17 protein-coding genes and 1 tRNA gene are annotated in these 21,827 nt (G+C 53.6%); 12 read left to right on the top strand and 6 right to left on the bottom strand.

Going from position 1 to position 21,827, the window contains the following annotated elements; translation table 11 throughout:
* Nucleotides 1-175: 175 nt before the first annotated feature.
* Nucleotides 176-1,546 carry a citrate/2-methylcitrate synthase gene (locus ACESYO_RS13500; protein ID WP_283129498.1) on the bottom strand — a complete coding sequence of 457 codons (1,371 nt, stop codon included), beginning with the start codon at nucleotides 1,544-1,546 and terminating at the stop codon, nucleotides 176-178.
* Nucleotides 1,547-1,777: 231 nt separating this feature from the next.
* Between ACESYO_RS13500 and ACESYO_RS13495 the strand changes: the two genes are divergently transcribed.
* Nucleotides 1,778-1,863: transfer RNA gene (locus ACESYO_RS13495), tRNA-Tyr, on the top strand.
* An 83-nt stretch (nucleotides 1,864-1,946) separates the two neighbouring features.
* On the opposite strand, the gene ACESYO_RS13490 is transcribed toward ACESYO_RS13495, so the two are convergent.
* Entirely contained in the window at nucleotides 1,947-3,095 is a 1,149-nt protein-coding gene (locus ACESYO_RS13490) for a tyrosine-type recombinase/integrase (protein ID WP_162613437.1), read from the bottom strand.
* Between the two features lie 11 nt (nucleotides 3,096-3,106).
* Nucleotides 3,107-3,364, bottom strand: coding sequence for a helix-turn-helix domain-containing protein (locus ACESYO_RS13485; protein ID WP_373210421.1), 258 nt, complete (start codon nucleotides 3,362-3,364; stop codon nucleotides 3,107-3,109).
* Between the two features lie 168 nt (nucleotides 3,365-3,532).
* On the opposite strand from ACESYO_RS13485, the gene ACESYO_RS13480 reads away from it, so the two are divergent.
* The 3 genes from ACESYO_RS13480 to ACESYO_RS13470 all read left to right on the top strand — a co-directional run bounded on the left by ACESYO_RS13480 (nucleotide 3,533) and on the right by ACESYO_RS13470 (nucleotide 9,610).
* Entirely contained in the window at nucleotides 3,533-4,120 is a 588-nt protein-coding gene (locus ACESYO_RS13480) for a helix-turn-helix domain-containing protein (protein ID WP_087182845.1), read from the top strand.
* Between the two features lie 354 nt (nucleotides 4,121-4,474).
* Nucleotides 4,475-7,177 carry a GH36-type glycosyl hydrolase domain-containing protein gene (locus ACESYO_RS13475; RefSeq protein WP_373210422.1) on the top strand — a complete coding sequence of 901 codons (2,703 nt, stop codon included), beginning with the start codon at nucleotides 4,475-4,477 and terminating at the stop codon, nucleotides 7,175-7,177.
* A 21-nt stretch (nucleotides 7,178-7,198) separates the two neighbouring features.
* Nucleotides 7,199-9,610 carry a GH36-type glycosyl hydrolase domain-containing protein gene (locus ACESYO_RS13470; RefSeq protein WP_373210424.1) on the top strand — a complete coding sequence of 804 codons (2,412 nt, stop codon included), beginning with the start codon at nucleotides 7,199-7,201 and terminating at the stop codon, nucleotides 9,608-9,610.
* A gap of 65 nt (nucleotides 9,611-9,675) precedes the next feature.
* Here the strand turns inward: ACESYO_RS13470 and ACESYO_RS13465 are convergent, their stop codons facing one another.
* Nucleotides 9,676-10,422 (bottom strand): AraC family transcriptional regulator, encoded by a 747-nt coding sequence (locus tag ACESYO_RS13465; protein WP_087182848.1) that lies wholly within the window; start codon nucleotides 10,420-10,422, stop codon nucleotides 9,676-9,678.
* A gap of 315 nt (nucleotides 10,423-10,737) precedes the next feature.
* Here ACESYO_RS13465 and ACESYO_RS13460 point away from each other — a divergent pair, with 315 nt between their 5' ends.
* The 4 genes from ACESYO_RS13460 (at nucleotide 10,738) to ACESYO_RS13445 (ending at nucleotide 16,530) form a co-directional block, all read left to right on the top strand.
* Nucleotides 10,738-12,126, top strand: a complete 1,389-nt coding sequence (locus ACESYO_RS13460) for a carbohydrate ABC transporter substrate-binding protein (protein ID WP_373210427.1) — start codon at nucleotides 10,738-10,740, stop codon at nucleotides 12,124-12,126.
* 87 nt (nucleotides 12,127-12,213) lie between these two features.
* Nucleotides 12,214-13,164, top strand: a complete 951-nt coding sequence (locus ACESYO_RS13455; RefSeq protein WP_373210428.1) for a carbohydrate ABC transporter permease — start codon at nucleotides 12,214-12,216, stop codon at nucleotides 13,162-13,164.
* Nucleotides 13,161-14,006 carry a carbohydrate ABC transporter permease gene (locus tag ACESYO_RS13450; RefSeq protein WP_058963917.1) on the top strand — a complete coding sequence of 282 codons (846 nt, stop codon included), beginning with the start codon at nucleotides 13,161-13,163 and terminating at the stop codon, nucleotides 14,004-14,006. Before ACESYO_RS13455 ends, ACESYO_RS13450 begins: the two co-directional genes overlap by 4 nt.
* A 79-nt stretch (nucleotides 14,007-14,085) precedes the next feature.
* Complete coding sequence (locus tag ACESYO_RS13445; RefSeq protein ID WP_373210430.1) at nucleotides 14,086-16,530, top strand: glycoside hydrolase family 3 protein; 2,445 nt, start codon at nucleotides 14,086-14,088, stop codon at nucleotides 16,528-16,530.
* A 52-nt stretch (nucleotides 16,531-16,582) separates the two neighbouring features.
* On the opposite strand, the gene ACESYO_RS13440 is transcribed toward ACESYO_RS13445, so the two are convergent.
* On the bottom strand, nucleotides 16,583-16,891 hold the full coding sequence (locus ACESYO_RS13440; RefSeq protein ID WP_373210431.1) for a MobC family plasmid mobilization relaxosome protein: 309 nt from the start codon (nucleotides 16,889-16,891) through the stop codon (nucleotides 16,583-16,585).
* A 327-nt stretch (nucleotides 16,892-17,218) separates the two neighbouring features.
* Nucleotides 17,219-17,518 carry a helix-turn-helix domain-containing protein gene (locus ACESYO_RS13435; RefSeq protein WP_283128153.1) on the bottom strand — a complete coding sequence of 100 codons (300 nt, stop codon included), beginning with the start codon at nucleotides 17,516-17,518 and terminating at the stop codon, nucleotides 17,219-17,221.
* Nucleotides 17,519-17,598: 80 nt separating this feature from the next.
* On the opposite strand from ACESYO_RS13435, the gene ACESYO_RS13430 reads away from it, so the two are divergent.
* The 4 genes from ACESYO_RS13430 (at nucleotide 17,599) to ACESYO_RS13415 (ending at nucleotide 21,811) form a co-directional block, all read left to right on the top strand.
* Nucleotides 17,599-17,844 (top strand): hypothetical protein, encoded by a 246-nt coding sequence (locus ACESYO_RS13430; protein ID WP_373210433.1) that lies wholly within the window; start codon nucleotides 17,599-17,601, stop codon nucleotides 17,842-17,844.
* Between the two features lie 213 nt (nucleotides 17,845-18,057).
* The gene (locus ACESYO_RS13425) at nucleotides 18,058-19,359 is read left to right on the top strand and encodes an SLC13 family permease (RefSeq protein WP_058963922.1); all 1,302 of its coding nucleotides are present in this window, start codon (nucleotides 18,058-18,060) and stop codon (nucleotides 19,357-19,359) included.
* 93 nt (nucleotides 19,360-19,452) lie between these two features.
* A complete protein-coding gene (locus ACESYO_RS13420; protein WP_373210435.1) occupies nucleotides 19,453-20,286 on the top strand; it encodes an MBL fold metallo-hydrolase in 834 nt (277 codons plus the stop codon).
* Nucleotides 20,287-20,479: 193 nt separating this feature from the next.
* Nucleotides 20,480-21,811: an enolase C-terminal domain-like protein gene (locus ACESYO_RS13415; protein ID WP_058963924.1), complete on the top strand. Its 1,332-nt coding sequence runs from the start codon at nucleotides 20,480-20,482 to the stop codon at nucleotides 21,809-21,811.
* The last annotated feature ends 16 nt before the right edge of the window (nucleotides 21,812-21,827 follow it).

The raw sequence follows: 21,827 nt of genomic DNA, 5'->3' as shown, positions 1-21,827 counted from the left end.
ATGGAGAGGAAATCTTCTTCCTTTTTCTCTGTTCTTTTACTTTTCATGCAAAAAACCTGCTCTGGCTTGATTGTCACAGCAGGTTTTTCTACAAGCTGAGCCTGCTTCGGCATTTGCCGAGGCAGGCTTTTTTCATGCGCAAACGTAAAACCGCTCATCAGGCGGATGGCCGTCTTTAACGGCGGTTTTCCAGCGGAATGTATTCCCGGCGGGGCTGCACCGCCATGTAGGCCGGGCGGATGATCTTGCCCATGTTGATCAGCTCCTCCATGCGGTGGGCGCTCCAGCCCGCCACACGGCCCATGGCAAACAGCGGGGTGAACAGCTCGGTGGGCAGGCCCAGCATCCGGTACACAAAGCCGCTGTAAAAGTCCACGTTGGCGGAAACGCCCTTGTAGATGCGGCGCTTCTCCGCAATGACCTGCGGCGCCAGCCGCTCCACGGCCGCATACAGCGCATATTCCCTGTGCAGGCCCTTTTCGTCGCTCAGCCGCTCCACAAAGCTGCGCAGAATCTGGGCGCGGGGATCGCTGACCGAATAGACCGCGTGCCCCATGCCATAGATCAGGCCGCTTTTGTCGAACCGCTCGCCTGCCAGCAGACCGGCCAGATAGTCCTTGATGGCATCCTCGTCCTCCCAGTCGGTGAGGTTTGCCTCCATGTCCTCGAACATGCGCACCACCTTGATGTTTGCACCGCCGTGGCGGGGGCCCTTCAGGCTGGCCAGCGCCGCTGCCATGCAGCTGTAGGTATCGGTGCCGGAGCTGGTGACCACATGGGTGGTGAAGGTGGAGTTGTTGCCGCCGCCGTGTTCGGCGTGCAGCACCAGGCACAGATCCAGAATCCGGGCCTCCAGCGGGGTGTACTGGCCGTCCGGCCGGAGAAGGGTGAGAATGTTCTCTGCGGTGGAAAGCTCAGGCCGGGGGGTGTGGATGTAAAGACTCTTGCCATTTAAATAGTAATTATAGGCCTGGTAGCCGTAGACCGCGATCAGCGGGAAGATGGCGATCATGTCGATGCACTGACGGATCACGTTGGGCAGGCTGATGTCGTCCGGCCGCTCGTCGTAGCTGGCCATGGTGAGCACACAGCGGGCCAGGGTGTTCATCATGTCCGGGCTGGGGGCCTTCAGAATCACATCCCGCACAAAGTTGGTGGGCAGGCTGCGATAAAAGGCCAGCTGGCGGTTGAACTGCTCCAGCTGGGCGGCATCCGGCAGCTGGCCGAACATGAGCAGATAGGCGGTCTCCTCAAACCCGAAGCGGCCGTCGGAAAGGAAGCCGTCGGTCAGCTCCTGGATGGAGTAGCCCCGGTAATACAGCTCGCCCGGGCAGGGCTGCTGTTCGCCATTCACCGTTTTGCTGCTGATGATCTCGCTGATCTCGGTGAGCCCGGCCAGCACGCCGGTACCGTCCAGATCGCGCAGGCCGCGCTTGACGTTGTAGCGGAGGTAGTCGTCCCGGTTGATCTGGCTGTTGGCCAGGCAGACCTGTGCCAGCCGTTCGATGGCGGGGGTAACCCGGGAGTATTCGGAAATTTCGGCCATTGTGGTATGCCTCCTTTGCGTGGGATGGGGGCCGCCGCCGGGGCGGGGGCAAAACCCTATTTATCTAGTATAGCATAAAAGTAGCGTGGTGAATAGACCGAAGCGGAAAGCTGAGGGAAGAGGCTCGAAAAAAAGAAAAAATTTTTTTCAAAAAGGGGTTGATTTTTCTGAAAACGCTTGGTATAATAATCAAGCACTCAGCGATGAGGCAAAACTGAATAACTGATATGTGGGAGTGTTCCCGAGCGGCCAATGGGGGCAGACTGTAAATCTGTTGCATTTTTGCTTCGGTGGTTCGAATCCACCCGCTCCCACCAACAAAAAGCCTTGCAGAATCTCGATTCTGCAAGGCTTTTTGCTTTCTGGACCACGTTTTGGACCACACTTCCGGTGGAATCCTTCATGGCGTCAGATAGCGCCCCAGAATCTGATCAACTTCATTTGCAATACGGGAGTCGTCATCGGTGAGTTTGTGCGCGTATACGCCGCGCGTGTCCATGCTGGCAGATTGACCGCACAATCGGCGCAGATCACCCTCACGAAGGTTTTGTGCCAGGGAAATAAAGGTGTGGCGCATTTCGTAGCAGCTGATGGCTGTAATGCCGTTTGAACGTGCGTAGGACTTCCATTGATGATAGCGGCTCTGTTGATTCAAAGCGGGAAATAGAGGGCTGTCAGGCGTTGTGGGCATGCCCAGGGAATGGAGCAGGGACAGCTGCTGATCGATGAGGATTCGGGCGAATGTATTGAGACCAAAGGTGCGGCGCGCATTCTGATTTTTGCCCTTTGTCTTTTCTCCGTAGCGATTGATGGCCCGCTGAATATGAAGCTTATCGCCGTCAATATCGCCGATATGAAGGCCCATCAGTTCGCCGGGGCGCAGCCCGGTGACCACTGCAAATCGATAGGCATAAATCTGATCATCAAAAACACGCTCACCACGCACAAGACGTGTATCCACACGAAAAAGGGTTTGAAGCTCTTCCGGTTGAAGAATTTCCTTTTCCTGCTTCTCAGCGCAGGTACGCACCTCCAGACCTTCCAGAACCAGATCGGTAAAGTCGTTGATGCGGCACCACTTGACGAATTGTTGCTCGGTGTTGCGAAGGCCTCGGAGCGTTTTCAGACTGAGTGGACCCTTGGGCGGGCGTGTGGGATGTGGCTGTAAACATCCTTTTTGTGCGGAGAGATTCAGGACCCGCTGCAGATGTCCTTCGTTCAGACGGGAAATTTTCAGGTTCCCGCAGACAGGCAGGATATAGTTCCTGCCGAACTTTCGGGTTTGCTCCAGTGTACTGGTGCCAACACGTTTTTCTTCCTGCAGGTACAAAAGGAAACTGTCCCACAATTCCGATACCAGGGGATCACAATTTTCATAGGAAAGGCCGGCGCTTCGTTTCCAGCTGTCAGCTTTCCGTTCGGCTTCCTTTTTCCCTCGCAAGCCGGGAACGGTACTGTAGAAGGTTTTTCGTTCCCCATTCCGCTGTGCGTTTACCCGCCAGCGCTTTCGGCCCGGTTCCCACCGGGCCTCTACTTTTTTCGTTTGCATTGCAGTACTCCTCATTTGGAACAGGCACGGCCAGGAGTGCGGCTGGGATAGTTCTCCTGGGCAAAGAAGTACCAGTAGTAGTCCGATTCCTGAATGCTCAGGCGAGCGGCCATTCGATTGATTTCATTCACACGGAAGAAGCTGCGCCCAGCCATTCGATCTGTCATGGTGGCATCCGCAATACCGGCAATTTCAGCCAGCTCCTTCTGGTTGATGTTCTCCCGGATCATCCGGCACCGCAATTCGGCAAAAGTTTTCTGCGTACGCATGATTGAATCTCCTTTCATTATCAAAAAAGTTAATTACAATGTAGAGTATAATTAACGAAAAAGATAATGTCAATAGGGAGAGATTCACTTAAATGTTAATTTTCTGTTGCGGAATGGGGCAATATGCAATAGAATAGAAGAGAGACAACGAGAGAAGGGGGATAAGACGTGAACATTGGAGAAAAAATACGCAGGATTCGCTCTTTTCGCGGAATGACACAAAAAGAATTGGGTATTGCCCTGGGGCTAAAAGGCGATCCTCAGACGCGAATTGCGCAATATGAGACGGGTTATCGGGTTCCCAAGCGGGATCTGATTCTGCGAATGGCAGAGGTGCTGGATGTTTGCGTGTATGCCCTGGATTCAGAGAATGAAGGCAGTTCGACGGTGATGATTGAAATGCTTTTCTGGGCAGACGTGGAGTCGCCGTCGATCTTAACGCTGGCAACGGCCAAGCGGAATGACAAGAAATATAATTCTGTGATGGGATATGAGATCGAATACACAGATAATGATGACTGGATGCCGCGGGAACCCACCATGCTGTGGTTCAATCATGTCATTGTGAATGATGCGCTCAGGGAGTGGGCGATCCGTCAGCAGGAATTGCGGGATAAGATCATTACGCGGGACGAGTATTTTGAATGGAAGCTCCAGTGGCCCTATTCCTGCGATGACTGTGGCCGCGTGGAGCCGGTGAAGAAGTGGAGAGGAACAACGGGTCGGTTGTGGAGAAATAGTGATTCGATGAGATGAACATATAAAGTTAATATATTTTAGCTGGCACAGCTACTAGCTATAGTTCGCTATATGTGGATAATAGCATGGGATGATCAGAGTTGTGTGTGCTGCTTTCTAGGAAAAATCCGAACTGTTTCTTTACAGAAATCAGTTCGGATTTTTATTTTAGCGAAAATTAAAGTGATGCGTTGTTTCAAAAAGTAACCTTCTGAATGTCACGGATTTGACATTTTTGACCTTTTTGTTGTTTATTCTGTTTAAAAATTTGGTTATGATGATATGCACATAAGGTGCGATGAAAAAGGTTAAAGAAGAAAGACCGGTATTGTCGCAGCAGCCAAACTAAAAACAATAAACAAACAAGGAGGAATGGCTTTGCAACGTCCATGTTTTATTGATGAAGATGCCAGCTTTGTAATGGAGTGCCCGGAGGAAATCAGTCAGCTATATTTTCCGTTGGCATCGGAGACCGGTCTGAAAAGTTGTGTGTCGCCAGATTTGGGCGGTGATGCAAAGCTGTGCCAGGAAACTTTTTTACTGGAACCGGTTAGCGTCGAAAATCTGCATAATAACCGTTCCACACGGAATTTTTGGATGGTTGATTCCGACGGTGTTGCGGTTTCTCTGACAGGAGCTTCAGCAATGCAGCAGGCAACTCGGTTTACGCCGAATCAGGATAGCAGCCGACTGACGGCAGGTCTGATGTGGCATACGCTGGAGCGTACGGTATGTAGTATAGGCGTTCATGCAAAGATGACCAGCTTTGTGCCGGTACAGGATAATGTGGAGATTCTGTCGGTGACGGTAAAGAACTATACGGAGAAGACTCGCCGGTATGTTCCGTATGCTGCGATTCCATTGTATGGGCGCAGTGCGGACAATCTTCGGGACCACAGGAATGTGACGTCGATGCTTCATCGAATCCACACAACAGAGCATGGTGTTCTGGTTTGCCCGACGATGTCGTTTGATGAACGGGGCCACAGACCGAATCATAAGGTCTATTATGTGTTGGGATATCAGGAGAATGGTCAGAAGCCGGAAGCGTTCTATCCCACGGTTGAGGAATTCATCGGAGAAGGCGGAACTTTTACCCGTCCCCGTGCTGTATGCGAGGCCTATCTGGGCGTTCCCGCGGGCACTTCCCGTGCAGGACGCGAGGCGATGGGCGCTTTCCGCTTCCCTGCAATCGAGCTGGCTCCTGGGGAAAGCTGCCGGTTTGTGCTGCTTCTTGGGGTAGAAGATAGTAGTGCAGATGTTGATGCGATTTTCACCCGGTATAATTCCGTTGCAAAAATCGATCAAGTGCTTGAGCAGACGAAGCGCTACTGGAAGCAAAAGGTTAATGTGGCCTTTTCTACCAATAATGCTGACAGAGACCGGCTGATGAAGTGGATCTGTTTCCAGCCCTATCTGCGGCGGCTATTTGGCTGTTCGTTTTTGCCGCATCACGATTATGGCCGCGGCGGCCGGGGCTGGCGCGACCTGTGGCAGGACTGTTTGTCACTTTTGCTGATGGAACCCGGTCAGGTAGGGCAGATGATCGAAGCCAATTACGGTGGTGTTCGTGTGGATGGTACGAATGCTACGATCATCGGTGCGGGCGATGGTAATTTTATTGCAGACCGCAACGGTATTGCCCGAGTATGGATGGACCATGCGCTGTGGCCTCAGATGACCACAAAGTTGTATATTGACCAAACCGGCGGCAGCGGGATACTGGAACGTGTAGCCCCCTATTTCAAGGACCCTCAGGCGATGCGTGGGAATGGAATCGATGATACATGGACCCCGGATGAGGGCAATTGGCAACGTACAGCAGCGGGCGAGATCTACCAAGGGACAATTCTGGAGCATCTGCTGGTGGAGCAACTGACTGCATTTTATGATGTGGGCGAGCATAATCTGTACCGTTTGCGCGGTGCGGACTGGAACGACGCACTGGATATGGCGGCGGAACGGGGCGAGAGCGTTGCGTTTACCTGTGCGTATGCGGGGAATCTGCGCGAGCTGGCGGAAATGATTCAGACAATGGATAAAGCATGCCCTGGGCGTGAGATTGAATTGCTGGAGGAGCTGGCGATCCTGCTGGGCGGAGAGAAGCAGGATTATGACGATATTCAGAGCAAGCAGGAGCGGCTGAAAGATTATCTGGATCGCTGTCGGTTCACGGTGAGCGGACAGAGAATGCGGGTCAAGCTATCCGATCTGGCGGAAGATCTGCAGCGGCGCGCAGATTGGCTGACGGAGCATTTGCGCCGGCAGGAATGGATCGATCATGGAGAAGAGGGCTGGTTTAACAGCTACTACGACAACGACGGACAGGCTGTGGAGGGGATCTTCCCCTCGGGGGTCCGCATGATGCTCACTGGTCAGGTGTTTGCGATCATGGGAAAGGTTGCAGACGACGGGCAGATCAAGCAGATCACCCGGAGTGCAGATCATTACCTCTATCGTCCTGAGATCGGCGGATACCGGCTGAACACAGATTTTAACGAGCTGAAATTTAATTTGGGGCGTATGTTTGGATTTGCGTATGGCGAGAAGGAGAACGGGGCTGTTTTTTCGCATATGGCGGTTATGTATGCGAATGCGCTTTATCGCCGCGGTTTTGCAAAAGAGGGCTGGAAGGTTCTCAAAGCTCTGGCGGATGCAGCGCTTCACTTTGAAAGCAGCCGGATTTATCCGGGCATTCCCGAATATTTTTCTGCAGATGGCCGGGGAATGTACAACTATCTGACTGGTGCGGCCAGCTGGTTCATGCTGACGATGATCACCCAGGTGTTTGGCGTAAGAGGCCAGGAGGGTAATCTGCTTCTGGAGCCGAGATTGACCGCTGAGCAGTTTGACCAGAACGGTACAGCGCAGGTGAGCCTGCAGTTCGCAGGATGCCCCTTGACAATTCGTTATCACAATGCGGAGGGCAAGGAATACGGCGAGTATGGGATCGCTTCGGCGTGTTGCGGCGAACAGATGTTGACGCAGGATATGCAGGGAAGGATCGTGGTGCCCCGGGAACAGATCGAACGGCTTGGAGCAGCAGGCGGCGTGATCGATGTGAAACTTGTTTAAAAACGAAGGATGGGATTTCAGATGAAGTATGGATATTTTGATGATTTGCAGCGGGAATATGTAGTGCAGCGGCCGGATACGCCTGCACCCTGGGTAAACTACCTTGGGTCTCCGGAATACGGTGCGATCGTTTCCAATAATGCGGGTGGCTACAGCTTTGCAAAATCCGGCGCAAACGGGCGGATCCTGCGGTATGTGTTCAACCAGTTTGATCAGCCGGGCCGTTATCTCTATCTGCGAGATAACGCCAGCGGGGATTTCTGGTCTGCTTCGTGGCAGCCTGTGGGCAAAGACCTGAAGGAATACCGCTGCGAGTGCCGCCATGGCATGGGCTACACCCGGATGCTGGCCGAATACAGCGGGATTCAGTCAGAGGCGGTGTACTATGTGCCGAAGGACAGTGCGCATGAGGTGTGGGAGCTGACGGTGACCAATCGCTCGGCGGAACGGCGGGAGCTGACGCTGACCGGCTATGCGGAGTTCACCAACCACAGCAATTATGAACAGGATCAGGTTAACCTGCAGTACTCACTGTTTATCAGCCGGACCTTGTTTGACACCGATCGGATCATGCAGCAGATCCATGGCAATCTGGATGCACAGGCGGCCGATGAGATGGTGGACGGAAAGACCGTTACCGAGCGCTTTTTTGGTTTGGCGGGCGCTCAGGTCGCTTCCTACTGTGGAGATAAGGATGCGTTCCTTGGGCGTTATCACACCTATGGGAACCCGAATGGGGTTGCAGCCGGAGACCTGGGAAATGTGCTCAGCTACAATGAAAATTCCTGTGGGGCGCTTTCCTGCGTTGTGGAACTGGAACCTGGTGAAAGCCGCACGATCGCCTTCCTGTTGGGGATGAAGACCTCTGCAAAGGCGGCAGAGCTGCTGCAGGGCTACCGGAATGCTGCGGAGCGCTGCGAGAAAGAGCTGAAAGAGCTGAAGGAGGAATGGTATGGTCGCCTGGACCATCTTCGGGTCGATACACCGGACCCGGCCTTCAACACGATGATCAACACATGGAATGCCTATAACTGCTTTATTACATTTGTGTGGTCTCGTGCGGCTTCCTTCATTTACTGCGGCCTGCGCAATGGTTACGGATATCGGGACACCGTGCAGGATATTCAGGGGATTATTCATCTGGAACCGGAGATGGCACGCGAGAAGATCCGCTTCATGCTGTCTGCCCAGGTGGATAACGGCGGCGGGCTGCCGCTGGTGAAGTTTACCCATAATCCTGGACATGAAGATACCCCGGACGATGCTTCGTATGTGGCAGAGACCGGGCATCCTGCCTATCGTGCGGACGACGCGCTGTGGCTGTTCCCCACGGTATACAAGTATGTGGCGGAAACTGGCGACAAGGAATTTCTGGATCAGGTGATCCCTTTTGCAAATCGAGATGAAGGCACTGTGTACGAGCATCTGAAGCGTGCGGTTCAGTTTTCCCTGGCTCATCTGGGGCCTCACGGTCTGCCGGCCGGATTGTATGCGGACTGGAACGATTGCTTGCGATTGGGGGCAAACGGTGAATCCACTTTTGTGGCGCTGCAGTTCTACTATGCGTTGCGTATTCTGAAATGTTTTGCGGAGGATCGTGGGCAGCAAGAGGATTGCCGTTGGCTGGAAAATGAACTGGAGGAAGCGGGCAAAAAAATTCAGGCGCTGTGCTGGGATGGTGACCGCTTCATTCGTGGCTTTACAGAAGAAGGTGAACGCATCGGTGCTGCTCAGGACCCGGAGGCGAACCTGTGGCTGAACCCCCAGAGCTGGGCGGTAATCAGTGGGCTGGCTAGTGAGGAACAGGCGGATGAAGCAATGCGTAAGGTGTTCGATCGACTGAATACTCCATACGGAGCGGTTCTGATGGATCCGCCTTATCATGCACATGCTTTTGATGGTGCGTTGGCGGTCATTTATAACCCTGGAACAAAAGAGAACGCGGGCATCTTCTCGCAGTCGCAGGGCTGGCTGATCTTGGCGGAGGCTCTGCTCGGGCACGGAGAACGTGCGTTCCGTTATTTCACGGAAAATGCGCCGGCGGCGCAAAATGACCGGGCAGAGATCCGTCGCTTGGAGCCTTATTGCTATGGTCAGTTTACGGAAGGGCCTGCCAGCAAGCATTTCGGACGTTCGCAAGTGCATTGGCTGACGGGTACCGCTTCCACGGTGATGGTTGGCTGTGTGGAAGGAATTCTGGGCCTTCGGCCGGATCTGAATGGCCTGCGCCTGGCACCTGCGGTGCCGAAGCAGTGGAAGTCGTTTACAATGGAGAAGGACTTCCGCGGTCGGAAGCTGCATATCCGTGTGGAAAATCCGAATGGGAAAGAATCCGGCTTTGCCGCTTTGCGTGTCAACGGGCAGGAGCTTGATTCCAATTACATTCCGGAGAAGCTGCTGACTGCAGAGAATGAGATCCTGCTGGTTCTTTAAGCGGATAGGATAAAAAATCCCGCCGGGCGGTCAGCCCGGCGGGATTTTTGCAGTTATCAAAAGTGTTAATCCTCCCAGGGGTTCAAGCGGCTTACATCCCGATATTTTTTGGGAGTCATTCCGGTAACTTCGCGGAATTGCTGGATAAAATGGCTTTGGGAGGAAAACGCCAGCTGGTTGGCAATGTCGATCATGGAGCTGTCGCTGAAGCGCAGCAGATTTTTGGCCATGTTGATTTTCTGTTGGCGAATATATCCGCTGACGGAAGTTCCGGTTTCTTTTTTAAAAAGGCGGGAAAGATAGCTGGGAGAAACCCCCAGTTCGTCGGCCAGGTCTTCAATGGTGATGCGCTCTTTGATGTGAGCGTAAATGTATTCTTTGCCCGCGTTGATATGCTTGGAATTGGTGTCGTTGCGCAGATGCTTACGCATCTTTTTGGTGAAATCCATCACCATATCATCGTGCAGCTGACAAACCGCATTCACGGAGTGAAGATCGTCCAGCTTTTGAATATAGAAATCGCTGAGTCGAAAAGCCTGCTCCAGCTCCATGCCGCTTTGAACACAAAGCCGGGTGATCATAGCGGTGGTTATGACGAGGTGATATTTCAGGTTGAGTACGGGGTCGCGAGACAGCTGCCCTACCCCTTCCTCCTGGCTGAAACGGCCCGATTCGCAGTTGCGGCGCACATAATCTACATTGCCGCTGGCAACGGCATGATAAAACTGATATTCCTCACTGGGGTTTCGGTGTTCCATTTCATCGATCTCGTCATTGGCTTCCAAAAGAAGCCACTCCTTCTGATAGCTCATAATTGCCCCCTTTTTGTGCTGGGAGGATGGTTAAATCTGTCCGGTGCAGAAAACTAGGTCGGAAGTTAATATAGAATATTTTATTTTATTATACTATGAAACTAGAGTGGTAGCAATGAAATCAGAGTGGCTGAAGCTGAGGAAGAAAAGTGGGAGATAAGATTTGGAAATGCATAATGGACAAAATCTAGTCATGAATTTGATATTATTTGTTTGATTATAATATATTGGATAAGAGCAGGACGGTATAATAATAGTACGATAACGGATTCGGTACTCCACGCAGGGGTATCAAAAAAATAGGAGGTTTTTAGCATGAACAAAAGAGTAGTTTCTCTGCTGGCAGCAACTGTAGTTGGTGCCAGTGTGCTGACCGGTTGCGGCGCCGGAGCAGGTGCATCCGGCAGTACTGTAAGCGACGGTACTTCGGCGGAAGGTGCGGTCATCAATATCTATAGCTGGAACGATGAATTCCGTACCCGTCTGGAGGCCATCTACCCGGAAGTAGAAAGTACTTCTTCTGATGGTACTGTTACCAAGCTCAAGGATGGAACGGAGATCCACTGGATCATCAATCCCAATCAGGATGGCGTATATCAGCAGAAGCTGGACGAGGCACTGCTGAATCAGGCATCGGCTGCAAACGATGATAAGGTGGATATTTTCCTTTCTGAAACCGATTATGTGTTCAAATACACCGATGCGGATGCAGATGTAGCTATGCCTCTGGAGGATCTGGGCATTGATCCTGCAACTGATTTGGCTGACCAGTATGAGTTTACCAAGACCACTGCTTCGGACCAGAATGGCGTACAGCGCGGTTCTACCTGGCAGTGCTGCCCGGGCCTGTTGGTGTATCGCCGCGATATTGCCAAGGATGTTTTCGGTACTGATGATCCCGTAGCAGTAGGCGAAAAGGTTAAGGACTGGGATACTTTGAAGGGAACTGCAGAAGAACTGAAGGCGAAGGGTTACTTTACGTTTGCCTCCTATGCGGATACCTTCCGACTGTATGGCAACAGCATCTCCGCTCCCTGGGTGGCTGCTGGTGAGACTACGGTTAAGGTAGATCCGCAGATCATGAACTGGATCAATGATTCCAAGGAATGGCTGGATGCAGGATACTTTGACAAGACCGTTAAGGGTCAGTGGAACGATGACTGGAACAAATCCATGAGCTCCTCCTCGAAGGTGTTCGCATTCCTGCTGCCTGCCTGGGGTATAGACTTTACCTTGAATCCCAACTGGGATGGTGAAGATGGTGTGTGGGGCGTAACAAATCCCCCGCAGGAATACAACTGGGGTGGTTCCTACATTCATGCGGCCACCGGCACTGACAACCCGGAGCATGTAAAGGACATCATCCTGTCCTTGACTGCCAATAAGGATAATCTGATCAAGATCTCCCGCGATTACATGGATTTCACCAACACTGTCAGCGGTATGCAGGAAGCTGCCACGGACGCATCCTTTGCTTCTGAGTTCCTGGGCGGCCAGAACCCTTATGAGTATTTCGCTCCTGTGGCGGAGAACATCAAGATCGCGCCGCTCTCTTCCTACGATCAGGGCTGCGTTGAGTTGATTCAGAATGCATTCAGCGATTATTTCCAGGGTAATGTGGATTACGACCAGGCAAAAGCAAACTTTGAGACCGCGATCCGGGAGCGTTATCCTGACGTTACCGAGATCCAGTGGGCGGAGTAATATAGCTACTGGTAATCCCAAATTGAAAATGGCTGCCGCACTGATAATACAGTGCGGCAGCATTTTCCCGAAAAGGAACGGTGAACTATGAAAAAGAAAAATAATCATCTCAGCTATGCCAAATGGGGCTATTTGTTTATCCTTCCGTTCTTTGCAGCATTTTTCATCTTTTCATTAATTCCGCTGGTGGATACAGTTCGCTACAGCTTTTATGAGTATTATCGTTCCGGCATCAAAGAGGTAGGCCCCACGTTTGTTGGGCTGGAGAATTATACTGCACTGCTTCAATCCGATATGATCGGCTATGCTGGAAATACCCTGATTCTGTGGCTCATTGGTTTTGTGCCTCAGATTGTCATTGCGTTGTTGCTGGCCAATTGGTTTACAGATATCCGCATTAAGATTCGCGGAATGCAGGTGTTTAAAATTCTAATTTATCTGCCGAATCTGATTATGGCGTCGGCATTTGCCATGCTTTTCTTTGCGCTGTTTTCCACCAATGGCCCCATCAATTCGATTTTGCTGTCTGTGGGAATGATTTCTGAACCGATCGACTTTATGGGCACTGCGTTCGGTACCCGTTCGCTGATCGGCTTGATGAACTTCCTCATGTGGTTTGGCAACACGACCATTATGCTGATGGCTGCCATAATGAGCATCAGCCCGGACATTTTTGAGGCTTGCGAGTTGGATGGCTGCGGCAGTGTAAAGCGCTTTTTCTATATCACCTTGCCGCTGATCCGCCCGATTCTGGCGTACACACTGATTACCTCCATCATCGGTGGATTGCAGATGTTCGATGTGCCGCAGATTCTTACTAATGGTCAGGGCAATCCGAACCGCACCTCCATGACACTGATCATGTTCCTGAACAGCCATTTGAAGAGCCGTAACTATGGTATGGCTGGTGCGCTTTCGGTCTATCTGTTTATCGTCAGCGGCGTTCTGTGCTTCTTTGTCTATCGCATGACGAACGGCAAGGATAAAACAGGCACGGCGCGGGCCGCCAAGAAAGCAAAAGGAGGCAGCAAAGCATGAAACATAAAAAAGGTAATTTGGGCGAAACGATCCTCGCTTACTTTATTTTGATCGTGCTGTCCTTTCTGTGCCTGTTCTTCTTTTACATCTTAATCGTCAACGCCACTCGCTCTCATGCAGATTTGCAGAAAGGGTTCAGCTGGCTGCCCGGCAACTATTTTCTGGAAAATTTGAAAAGTGTGGCGAATGACGGGAGCTTCCCCATGTTCCGGGGAATCCTGAACAGCCTGATCGTCTCCACCTGTACGGCGGCATTGTGTACTTATTTTTCGGCGCTTACTGCTTATGGACTGTATGCCTATCAGTTTAAGCTGAAAAAAGTTGCGTTTACATTTATTATGGCGATTCTGGTAATGCCCACACAGGTCACAGCCATGGGCTTCTTGCGCTTGATGACAAACATTGGGCTGTATGATTCGCTGCTGCCGCTCATCCTGCCTTCGGTGGCGTCTCCGGCTGTGTTCTATTTTATGTACAGCTACCTGGAATCCTCACTGCCGCTTTCGTTGGTGGAAGCGGCGCGGATCGATGGTTCCGGCGAATTTATGACCTTCAACCGCATTGTGCTGCCGATTATGAAACCTGCGGTAGCGGTGCAGGCTATCTTTACCTTTGTGGGCTCCTGGAATAACTACTTTGTTCCTGCCCTGATTATTCAGTCGAAGGACAAGATGACCGTTCCCATCCTGATTGCCACATTGCGCGGCGCTGACTATATGAATTTTGACATGGGCAAGATTTATATGATGATTATGGTGGCGATCGTTCCGATCATTGTGGTTTATCTGCTGCTGTCCAAATACATTATCGCCGGCATCACGCTGGGCGGCGTGAAAGAATAATCCCCGGCAAAAAGACCGTCATAGTATACAACACTATGGCGGCCTTTTGTGTATTCATATTTGAGAGGAAGTTTGTTTTATGGTAATAACGCATAATTTTAGCGGCAGCCGGGATGCGGCTCCTGCTGCGCGAGAAATTTGTCACGCCGCACTGGCGAGAAAAGCAGCAGCATCTGGGATCGTACTGCTGAAAAATAATGGGATCTTGCCACTGGCGGCAACGGCGCCAATTGCGCTGTTCGGAAACGGTGCAGGGCATACGGTAAAGGGCGGAATCGGCTCCGGAGATGTGAACAATCGGGAGAATATCTCGATTTATGAGGGCCTTAAGGCGGTTGGAGTGCCTCTGACCAGTGAATCATGGATAGAAGACTATGAGAAACGGTATATGACGGCGCGCTTTCAGTGGAGAGACAAAATTCTGGAAGATGCAAAAAAGGTGGAAAACCCATTCGATGCCTATGCAGACAACCCTTTTGTGCTTCCGCAGGGGCGAGACATTGAACCGGAAGACTGGCGGGGGGCCGCTGCTGCGGTGTATGTGATCAGTCGCATTTCGGGAGAAGGAAAGGATCGAACCGCACAGGAAGGCGATTATCGGCTGAGCGAACAGGAGCGGGAAGACCTTCGCAGGTTAGATGCGGCAGAACTTCCGGTGATCCTGCTGATCAATGCGGGAGGTCCGGTGGAGCTGACCGACCTGATGGAGCAGATGCACCATCTGGCGGCGATCCTGCAGATTTCTCAGCTGGGTCAGCAGGGAGGAGCTGCCGTTGCAGATGTTCTGCTTGGGAAAGTGGTCCCGGAGGGGAAACTTACTGCCACCTGGGCACGTCGTTATACGGATTACCCCAGTGCAGATACATTCGGGGCGTGCAATGGCGATTTGGAGAAAGAAATTTACACAGAGGGAATCTATGTGGGCTATCGCTACTTTGATAGTTTTGATATACAGCCCTTATTCCCGTTTGGCTACGGACTGTCCTACACCGAGTTTTCGGTAGAGTTTGAAGGGGTGGAGGCTGATGCGCATGCTGTTCGGGTGGCAGTTAAGGTGAGCAATACCGGCAAACTTTATGCGGGGCGTGAAGTGGTTCAGGTTTATGCAACCTGCCCGCAGAACGGGGGCGCAAAGGAATACCGGCGTTTGGTGGGCTTTGCAAAGACGCAGCAACTTGGACCGGGGGAGACTCAGTGTGTAACGATTGCGGTGGATGCGAAGCAGCTGGCTTCCTTTTCTCAGGAAAAGCAGGCGTGGATCCTGGAACAAGGCGTGTATACTCTTTTTGCAGGCAATAGCAGTGTGAACTGTAAGCCCTGCGCCCACCTGAAGGTGGAGACAGAAAAGGTGCTGGAGCGTACACATCCGATCTGCCCGGTGCAGCATCCCTTTGAAGAACTGAAATGTGCTGCGCCTGCAATGGAGAAGGCGGCGCTGGCCACACAGATGAAACTGCCGTGCGTTCGGTTCAACCCTGAGCCGGAGGAGAAGGCACAGGCCGCAATAGTCCCGCTGGCAGACGGCCCGGTGGAGGAGTTGATCCCTCTGCTTTACGGCAATATCACAAAAGGCGCCAGCACCTTGGGTTCCGCGGGAATCCGCGTGCCTGGTTCTGCGGGCGAGACGTCCGAGGCGCTGGAGACATCCCGTGGGGTTCGGTCGCTGATTATGGCGGATGGCCCTGCCGGTCTCCGGCTGCGCCAGAGCTATCAGGTTGATCGGGATACGGGTGAGGTTATTCCCACCGGAGTATTGGGATCCCTGGACAACGGATTCCTGGATGAGCCGAAGCATCATGACAATGCGGACACCTACTATCAGTTCTGCACGGCATTTCCGGTGGGCACGGCGCTGGCTCAAAGCTGGGATATTGAACTCATGGATGAATTCGGGCGGGCGATTGCCGCGGAAATGGAGGAGTTCCATATCGATCTGTGGTTGGCCCCGGGACTGAATATTCACCGGAATCCACTCTGTGGACGTAATTTTGAATATTATGCGGAGGACCCGCTGCTGTCCGGCATGATTGCGGCGGCGGTGACCCGTGGCGTGCAGCATGACGGCAGCCGAGGGGTGACCATCAAGCATTTTGCGTGCAACAACCAGGAGGATCACCGAATGGGCGTGGATGTGCGTGTTTCGGAACGAGCGTTGCGAGAGATTTATCTGCGAGGATTTGAAATTGTGGTCAAGGCGGCAGCTCCGGCAGCGATCATGACTTCGTATAATCGTATCAATGGTGTGCAGGCGGCGAACAGCAGAGATCTGTGTACGGTGGTAGCTCGTAAGGAGTGGGGATTCGGCGGACTGATTATGTCTGATTGGAACACCACCGTTCCCGCAGATGGCAGTATTCCCTGGCAGTGTGCGGCAGCAGGGAATGATGTGATCATGCCAGGAAACCCGCAGGATGATGCAGATATCCGGAAAGCTTTGCGGGAGGGCGTCCTGAAAGAGGAAGAGGTGCGTGCTTGTGCAGGCCGTTTGATTGAGCTGTCCCAGCGGTTGAGTCAGGGAAGATAAATAGGAATCAATGCAGCAGAATATAGTGAATGCTCATAGCAGATAAGAGGGGTTATAGAGTATTATGCACCACAGTCCAAACCTGCTGCATGATCGCGGAAACCTGCTGAATTTGTGGATCATCCAGTCGACCGGTTGCATTGGCCAGACGGGTGATCTGGTTCAGATTGTTCCCGATGGCGGACAGCTCTCTGGAAAGTTCCCGGTAGCTTTCCGCGGGGCGTGGTTTGATGGAACAGCCGGAAATCAACTGGCGTACAATGGCACTCTTGGATAGGCCGCTCACGGTTTGCAGGCGCTCCAGGTGCTGCACCTCTTCTTTCGAGAGAAATGTTTCAAAGCGGATGGGTCTGTTTCGCATGATGCAGAATCCTTTCAGATGGAATGGGGTATCAGGGGTTTTCCCCTGACAAGTGGCGTTTGTGTGGACAAATGCCGTGCTTGCTGGAAGTTTACCGGCTGAATAGAGCGGTGTGCCGAAGAAGGCAGCGCAATGGGCTGTGGGAAGAAGCGCCGAGCTTTCGAGCCTGGGATTTTAAAATGAAAAGAAGGCGCTTTCCTCTTTTCAGATAGTAGGTTCCATATTTGGTTCTTTCTATATTTACTCTCTTCTATACTTGGTTGCATCGGAATCTCCGTATTTGGAAAATCCGATCATGGAAAAGCCGATTTCGGGCCAGGGAGCGAATCAGGAAAAGGGCTGTTCAAAGATCTGATAATCGTAGTCGATGATATGGCCCTGTGCATCGCGCACCTTTTCGCGCTTTAAGTAATGGTGAGCTTCCAGCTCCTTCAGCCCGGTGCGGACGCTGTCCAGACCGTCCCGGTTTTGGCTGGCAAGACCGCGAATGCTGTAGTCCCAGTCATCTGGATTGGAGAGCATATAGGAGAGCGGTCCTTTGGCTTTCAATGAAAGATTTGGATCACGCAGATGGACATTGCTCATAACGGTGTAGTTGTTCCGTTTCGGAACACGGAAAACAGGCATGGGTAAGCTCCTTTCGGTTTTGTGCAATGATTCCGGACCCCGTTTTTTGGACCACACCTCATTGAAACGGGGCGGAATCAATGGTATTATGGAAAACAGAATCCGCAGAATCTAAGGAAAAAACCAGGGCAGGAAGCGGGGAAAAGAAGAAACGGGAGGTCTCCGGCCGTTCGAATCCACCCGCTCCCACCAAAAATCCCGGATGTGAAAACATCCGGGATTTTTCTTTTGCAAAATTCACGGCTCTGCAAAAATCAGAGCCCGGGCAAAAGAAAAAAATACGGATTTTGGCGGGGATGCAAAAGAGAAAGAAACACGGGAACTGAAAGAATTCTGAAATTCCTGCAAGACAAATGGAACGCAAAACGAAATCTCGGCAGAATGGTACAAGGGGCCGGGGCCGGTTTGGTGATTTTTGTCGATTGTTAAGGCGGCGACAGGCTGGTATGATGGCACTGTGAGAAAGACAACTGTGGCCACGGTTGCTCGAAGCTGTTTCAGCACGCAAAAGAGAAATCAATGAACCGGAGGAATTACAGATGAGTTATCCCGCCATAGTGGGATTTGTGATGATGATCCTCATCACAGTACTCCTGCTGAAAAAGACTGTCAGCCCGATTTTCGCCTTTACGGTGATCCCCATCGTGGGCGCGTTTCTGGTTGGTTCCAGCGTAGCCGAGGTTTGCAGCTATGTGGAGACCGGCCTGGGCAAAACGATGGAGCTGATGTTTATTATCTTCTTCTCGCTGCCCTATTTCGCCCTGATGAACGATGCGGGCCTGTTTAACCGGCTGGTGGAGATCCTGCTGAAAAAGACCAAGCTCAGCGTGGTTACCGTTTGTGTGATCACAGTGCTGGTCTCCCTGATCACCGAGATCGACGGCAGCGTGACCAGCACCTATCTGGTTACCGTGCCCATGATGCTGCCCCTCTACAAAAAGCTGAAGATTGACCCCAAGGTACTGCTGTTCCTGTGCTCGGCCACCATGTGCGCACTGTTCGTGCTGCCCTGGAACGCCCGCAACCTGCGTGCAGCCACCCTGCTGGAGGGCATCGATTCGCCCAACAACTACATCTTCTCCAAGATGCTGCCCCTGATGCTCATCTACATTGCCATGTGCATTGTGGCCGCCGTTCTGATGGCCAAATGGCAGATGAAGAAGGGCGCCGGTGTGGTGGACGGCGAAAGCACCAGCGAAGTGCACATGGAATACAGCGAGCTGGCCCGCCCCAAGCTGTTCTGGTTCAACCTGCTGCTCACCGTTGCCCTGATCGTGGGCCTGACTGTGGTACCCTGCCCGGATTACTTCATCTTTGCGGTGGGCCTGGTGATCGCCATGGCGGTGAACTACCCTGACCAGAAGCTCCAGGGCGAGCTGATGAAGAGCTACGGCAAGCAGATGTACTCCACCGCCTGTGCCATCTTCCTGTCCGGCGTGGTGGTCGGCGTGCTGAGCGAGAGCCCCATGATGGACGCCATGGTCGACTTCCTGATCGGCCTGATCCCCACTGCCATGGGCCCCTGGATGTACCTGATCATTGCGGTGTTCAGCTTCCCGCTGATGCTCATCTTTACCAACGATATCTGGCAGTTCTCCATCGTGCCCATCGTGGCTGCTCTGAGCACCCAGTACGGTGTGGCCAACGAGGTGGTTGTGATGGCTCTGCTGATGAACATGGGCGCCATGATCTCGCCTGTGGCGCAGCCTCAGCTGTATCTGGCCTGCGACCTGGGCGACAAGACCGAACTTGCGGATTATGTGAAGTTCAGCTTCAAGCCCCTGTGGGTGATGAACATCCTCTGGCTGGTATTCGGCTGGGCGCTGGGCATCTTCCGCTGAGTGTGCGGCGTGCGCTGTGCAATGGATTCTGTATGCGGCTCCGGCATTCTGCCGGGGCCGTTTTTTGTGGAACAAGGAAAGGAGCCGCTGACAATGGAAAAAAAGCTGTTTTACGCGCCGGTGGAGCATCCCTGGAAATACGCGGTGCCCGCCTACCGGGCGGCACCCCATGTGTGGCAGGTGGGCGGTCAGGACGACGTGTGCGCCTATCTGCTGGACTGCGGCGAGGAGCTGATGCTCATCGACACCGGTTACCGGGCCTCCTTTTATCTGATGCTGGATCGGATCTGGCAGCTGGGCTACGACCCGCGCAGGATCCGGAAGATCCTGCTCAGCCACTGGCACTGGGACCATGTGAACGGCGCGCGCTATCTGCAGGAACTGTCCGGGGCAGAGGTGTGGATTTCGGCCATTGACGAGGAACAGCACCAGCTGTGGAAGGAGCGCACCGACCCGTTGCCCATGGTGGATTACCGGGCAGACCACTTCTATGATGACTGTGCCACCATTGACCTGGGCCGCTTTTCGGTGCACACCCGCCTGACCCCCGGGCACACCCCCGGGGCCACCTCTTTCTGGTTTGACGACACCGACGAGACCACCGGCGAGACCTTCCGCTGCGCCATGCACGGCGGACTGGGCGTTGCCATGATGGCGCCGGAATATCTGGAGCGATACGATCTGCCCCGGCAGCTGCCCCGTGTTTTTGTGGAGGACTGCCTGGAGCTGGCCGACCGCTGGAAGGTGGACATCTGCCTGCCCAGCCACCTGAACCAGGGCAATGTGAAGCCCAACATCCCCGCGGATCGGACCGACTACCGGGTATGGATCGACCGGGCCCAGTGGGGCGAGACCATGCGGGGCCGGGCCGCAGCGGTGCGGACCATGTATCCGAAGGGCCTTGGCACGGGTGATGAAATAATTTGAAATGCACATGAAAAGATTGCAACGGGTGAATGAAATCCCGTGCGAAGCGCACAATGTGCCCGCGGGATTTTAGGCGGCATTGCAGATTGCCGCCGCCGCCCGCCGCTGGTATGCTTATACCAGACGAAAGACCGAGCGCCGGGCGGCTGTTTGCGGCCCGCCCGATTCCGAACAATGCAAAGGAGCATCAATTATGAAAACACCCGTGATCACCAAGATGGAAGTGTACCCCGTTGCCGGGCGGGACTGCATGGAGCTGAACCTCTCCGGCGCGCATGCCCCCTACTTCACCCGCAACATCGTCATCCTCACCGACTCCACCGGCACCGAAGGTGTGGGCGAGGTGCCCGGCGGCCAGAAGATCACCAGCGCGCTGGAAAGCGTGAAGGATCTGGTGGTCGGTACCGCCATCGGTGACTACAAGGCCACCCTGAACAAGGTGCGCGCCTGGCTGGATGCCAACATCAAGGACGACGTGCGCGGCCAGCAGACCTTCGATCTGCGCACCGGTGTGCATGTGGTCACCGCCATTGAGGCTCCGCTGCTGGACCTGCTGGGCAAGTATCTGGATGTGCCCGCCGCCGCGCTGATGGGCGACGGTGTGCAGCGGGAGCGGGTGCGTTTCCTGAGCTACCTGTTCTATGTGGGCGACCGCAAAAAGACCGATCTGCCCTACGCTTCGGAGCCGGATTCCGACTGCGAATGGTACCGCCTGCGCCACGAGGAGGCCATGACCCCCGAAGCCATTGTGGCTCTGGCCAAGGCCACCCACGACAAATACGGCTTTGAGGACTTCAAGCTGAAGGGCGGCGTGCTGGAACCCAGGGAGGAGCTGAAGGCGGTGCAGGCCATCAAGGAGGCCTTCCCCAACGCCCGTGTGGATCTGGACCCCAACGGCTGCTGGAGCCTGGCCGAGGCGCTGGAAATTGCTCCCGAGCTGAAGAAGGTGCTGGCTTACTGCGAGGATCCCTGCGGCGCTGAGAACGGCTTTTCCGGCCGCGAGGTGATGGCCGAGTTCCGCAAGGCCACCATGATGCCCACCGCCACCAACATGATCAATACCGACTGGCGGCAGATGTGCCACTGCATCGCGCTGCAGAGCGTGGACATTCCTCTGGCAGATCCCCATTTCTGGACCATGAACGGCTCGGTTCGCGTGGGTCAGCTGTGCAATGACTTCGGCCTGATGTGGGGCTGCCATTCCAACAACCATTTCGACATCAGCCTGGCCATGGTGGTGCAGTGCGCCGCCGCCATTCCCGGCAAGATGAACGGCATCGACACCCACTGGATCTGGCAGGAGGGCCTGGAGCGGCTGACCAAAGAGCCGATGCAGATTGTGGACGGCTGCATCGACCTGCCCAAAAAGCCGGGCCTCGGCATCGAGGTGGATCGGGAGCAGGTGATGAAGGCACACCAGCTGTATGTGGACAACTGCCTGGGCGCCCGCGACGACGCCAAGGGCATGCAGTACCTGATCCCCGGCTGGAAGTTCGATCCCAAGCGCCCCTGCATGGTGCGCTGAGCCGCAAAAGCGATGT

Source organism: Allofournierella massiliensis (genome assembly GCF_964241245.1).
Classification (GTDB): domain Bacteria; phylum Bacillota; class Clostridia; order Oscillospirales; family Ruminococcaceae; genus Allofournierella; species Allofournierella massiliensis.
Note: the sequence above shows the minus strand (reverse complement) of the source record. Positions and strands in the feature narration are given on the sequence as shown.

Coding starts and splice junctions, on each gene's coding strand:
- ACESYO_RS13460 (WP_373210427.1), top strand. CDS start 10,738: ATGAACAAAAGAGTAGTTTCTCTGCTGGCAGCAACTGTAGTTGGTGCC.
- ACESYO_RS13470 (WP_373210424.1), top strand. CDS start 7,199: ATGAAGTATGGATATTTTGATGATTTGCAGCGGGAATATGTAGTGCAG.
- ACESYO_RS13455 (WP_373210428.1), top strand. CDS start 12,214: ATGAAAAAGAAAAATAATCATCTCAGCTATGCCAAATGGGGCTATTTG.
- ACESYO_RS13425 (WP_058963922.1), top strand. CDS start 18,058: ATGAGTTATCCCGCCATAGTGGGATTTGTGATGATGATCCTCATCACA.
- ACESYO_RS13475 (WP_373210422.1), top strand. CDS start 4,475: ATGGCTTTGCAACGTCCATGTTTTATTGATGAAGATGCCAGCTTTGTA.
- ACESYO_RS13445 (WP_373210430.1), top strand. CDS start 14,086: ATGGTAATAACGCATAATTTTAGCGGCAGCCGGGATGCGGCTCCTGCT.
- ACESYO_RS13440 (WP_373210431.1), bottom strand. CDS start 16,891: ATGCGAAACAGACCCATCCGCTTTGAAACATTTCTCTCGAAAGAAGAG.
- ACESYO_RS13490 (WP_162613437.1), bottom strand. CDS start 3,095: ATGCAAACGAAAAAAGTAGAGGCCCGGTGGGAACCGGGCCGAAAGCGC.
- ACESYO_RS13465 (WP_087182848.1), bottom strand. CDS start 10,422: ATGAGCTATCAGAAGGAGTGGCTTCTTTTGGAAGCCAATGACGAGATC.
- ACESYO_RS13500 (WP_283129498.1), bottom strand. CDS start 1,546: ATGGCCGAAATTTCCGAATACTCCCGGGTTACCCCCGCCATCGAACGG.
- ACESYO_RS13420 (WP_373210435.1), top strand. CDS start 19,453: ATGGAAAAAAAGCTGTTTTACGCGCCGGTGGAGCATCCCTGGAAATAC.
- ACESYO_RS13415 (WP_058963924.1), top strand. CDS start 20,480: ATGAAAACACCCGTGATCACCAAGATGGAAGTGTACCCCGTTGCCGGG.
- ACESYO_RS13435 (WP_283128153.1), bottom strand. CDS start 17,518: ATGCCTGTTTTCCGTGTTCCGAAACGGAACAACTACACCGTTATGAGC.
- ACESYO_RS13485 (WP_373210421.1), bottom strand. CDS start 3,364: ATGCGTACGCAGAAAACTTTTGCCGAATTGCGGTGCCGGATGATCCGG.
- ACESYO_RS13450 (WP_058963917.1), top strand. CDS start 13,161: ATGAAACATAAAAAAGGTAATTTGGGCGAAACGATCCTCGCTTACTTT.
- ACESYO_RS13430 (WP_373210433.1), top strand. CDS start 17,599: ATGGTATTATGGAAAACAGAATCCGCAGAATCTAAGGAAAAAACCAGG.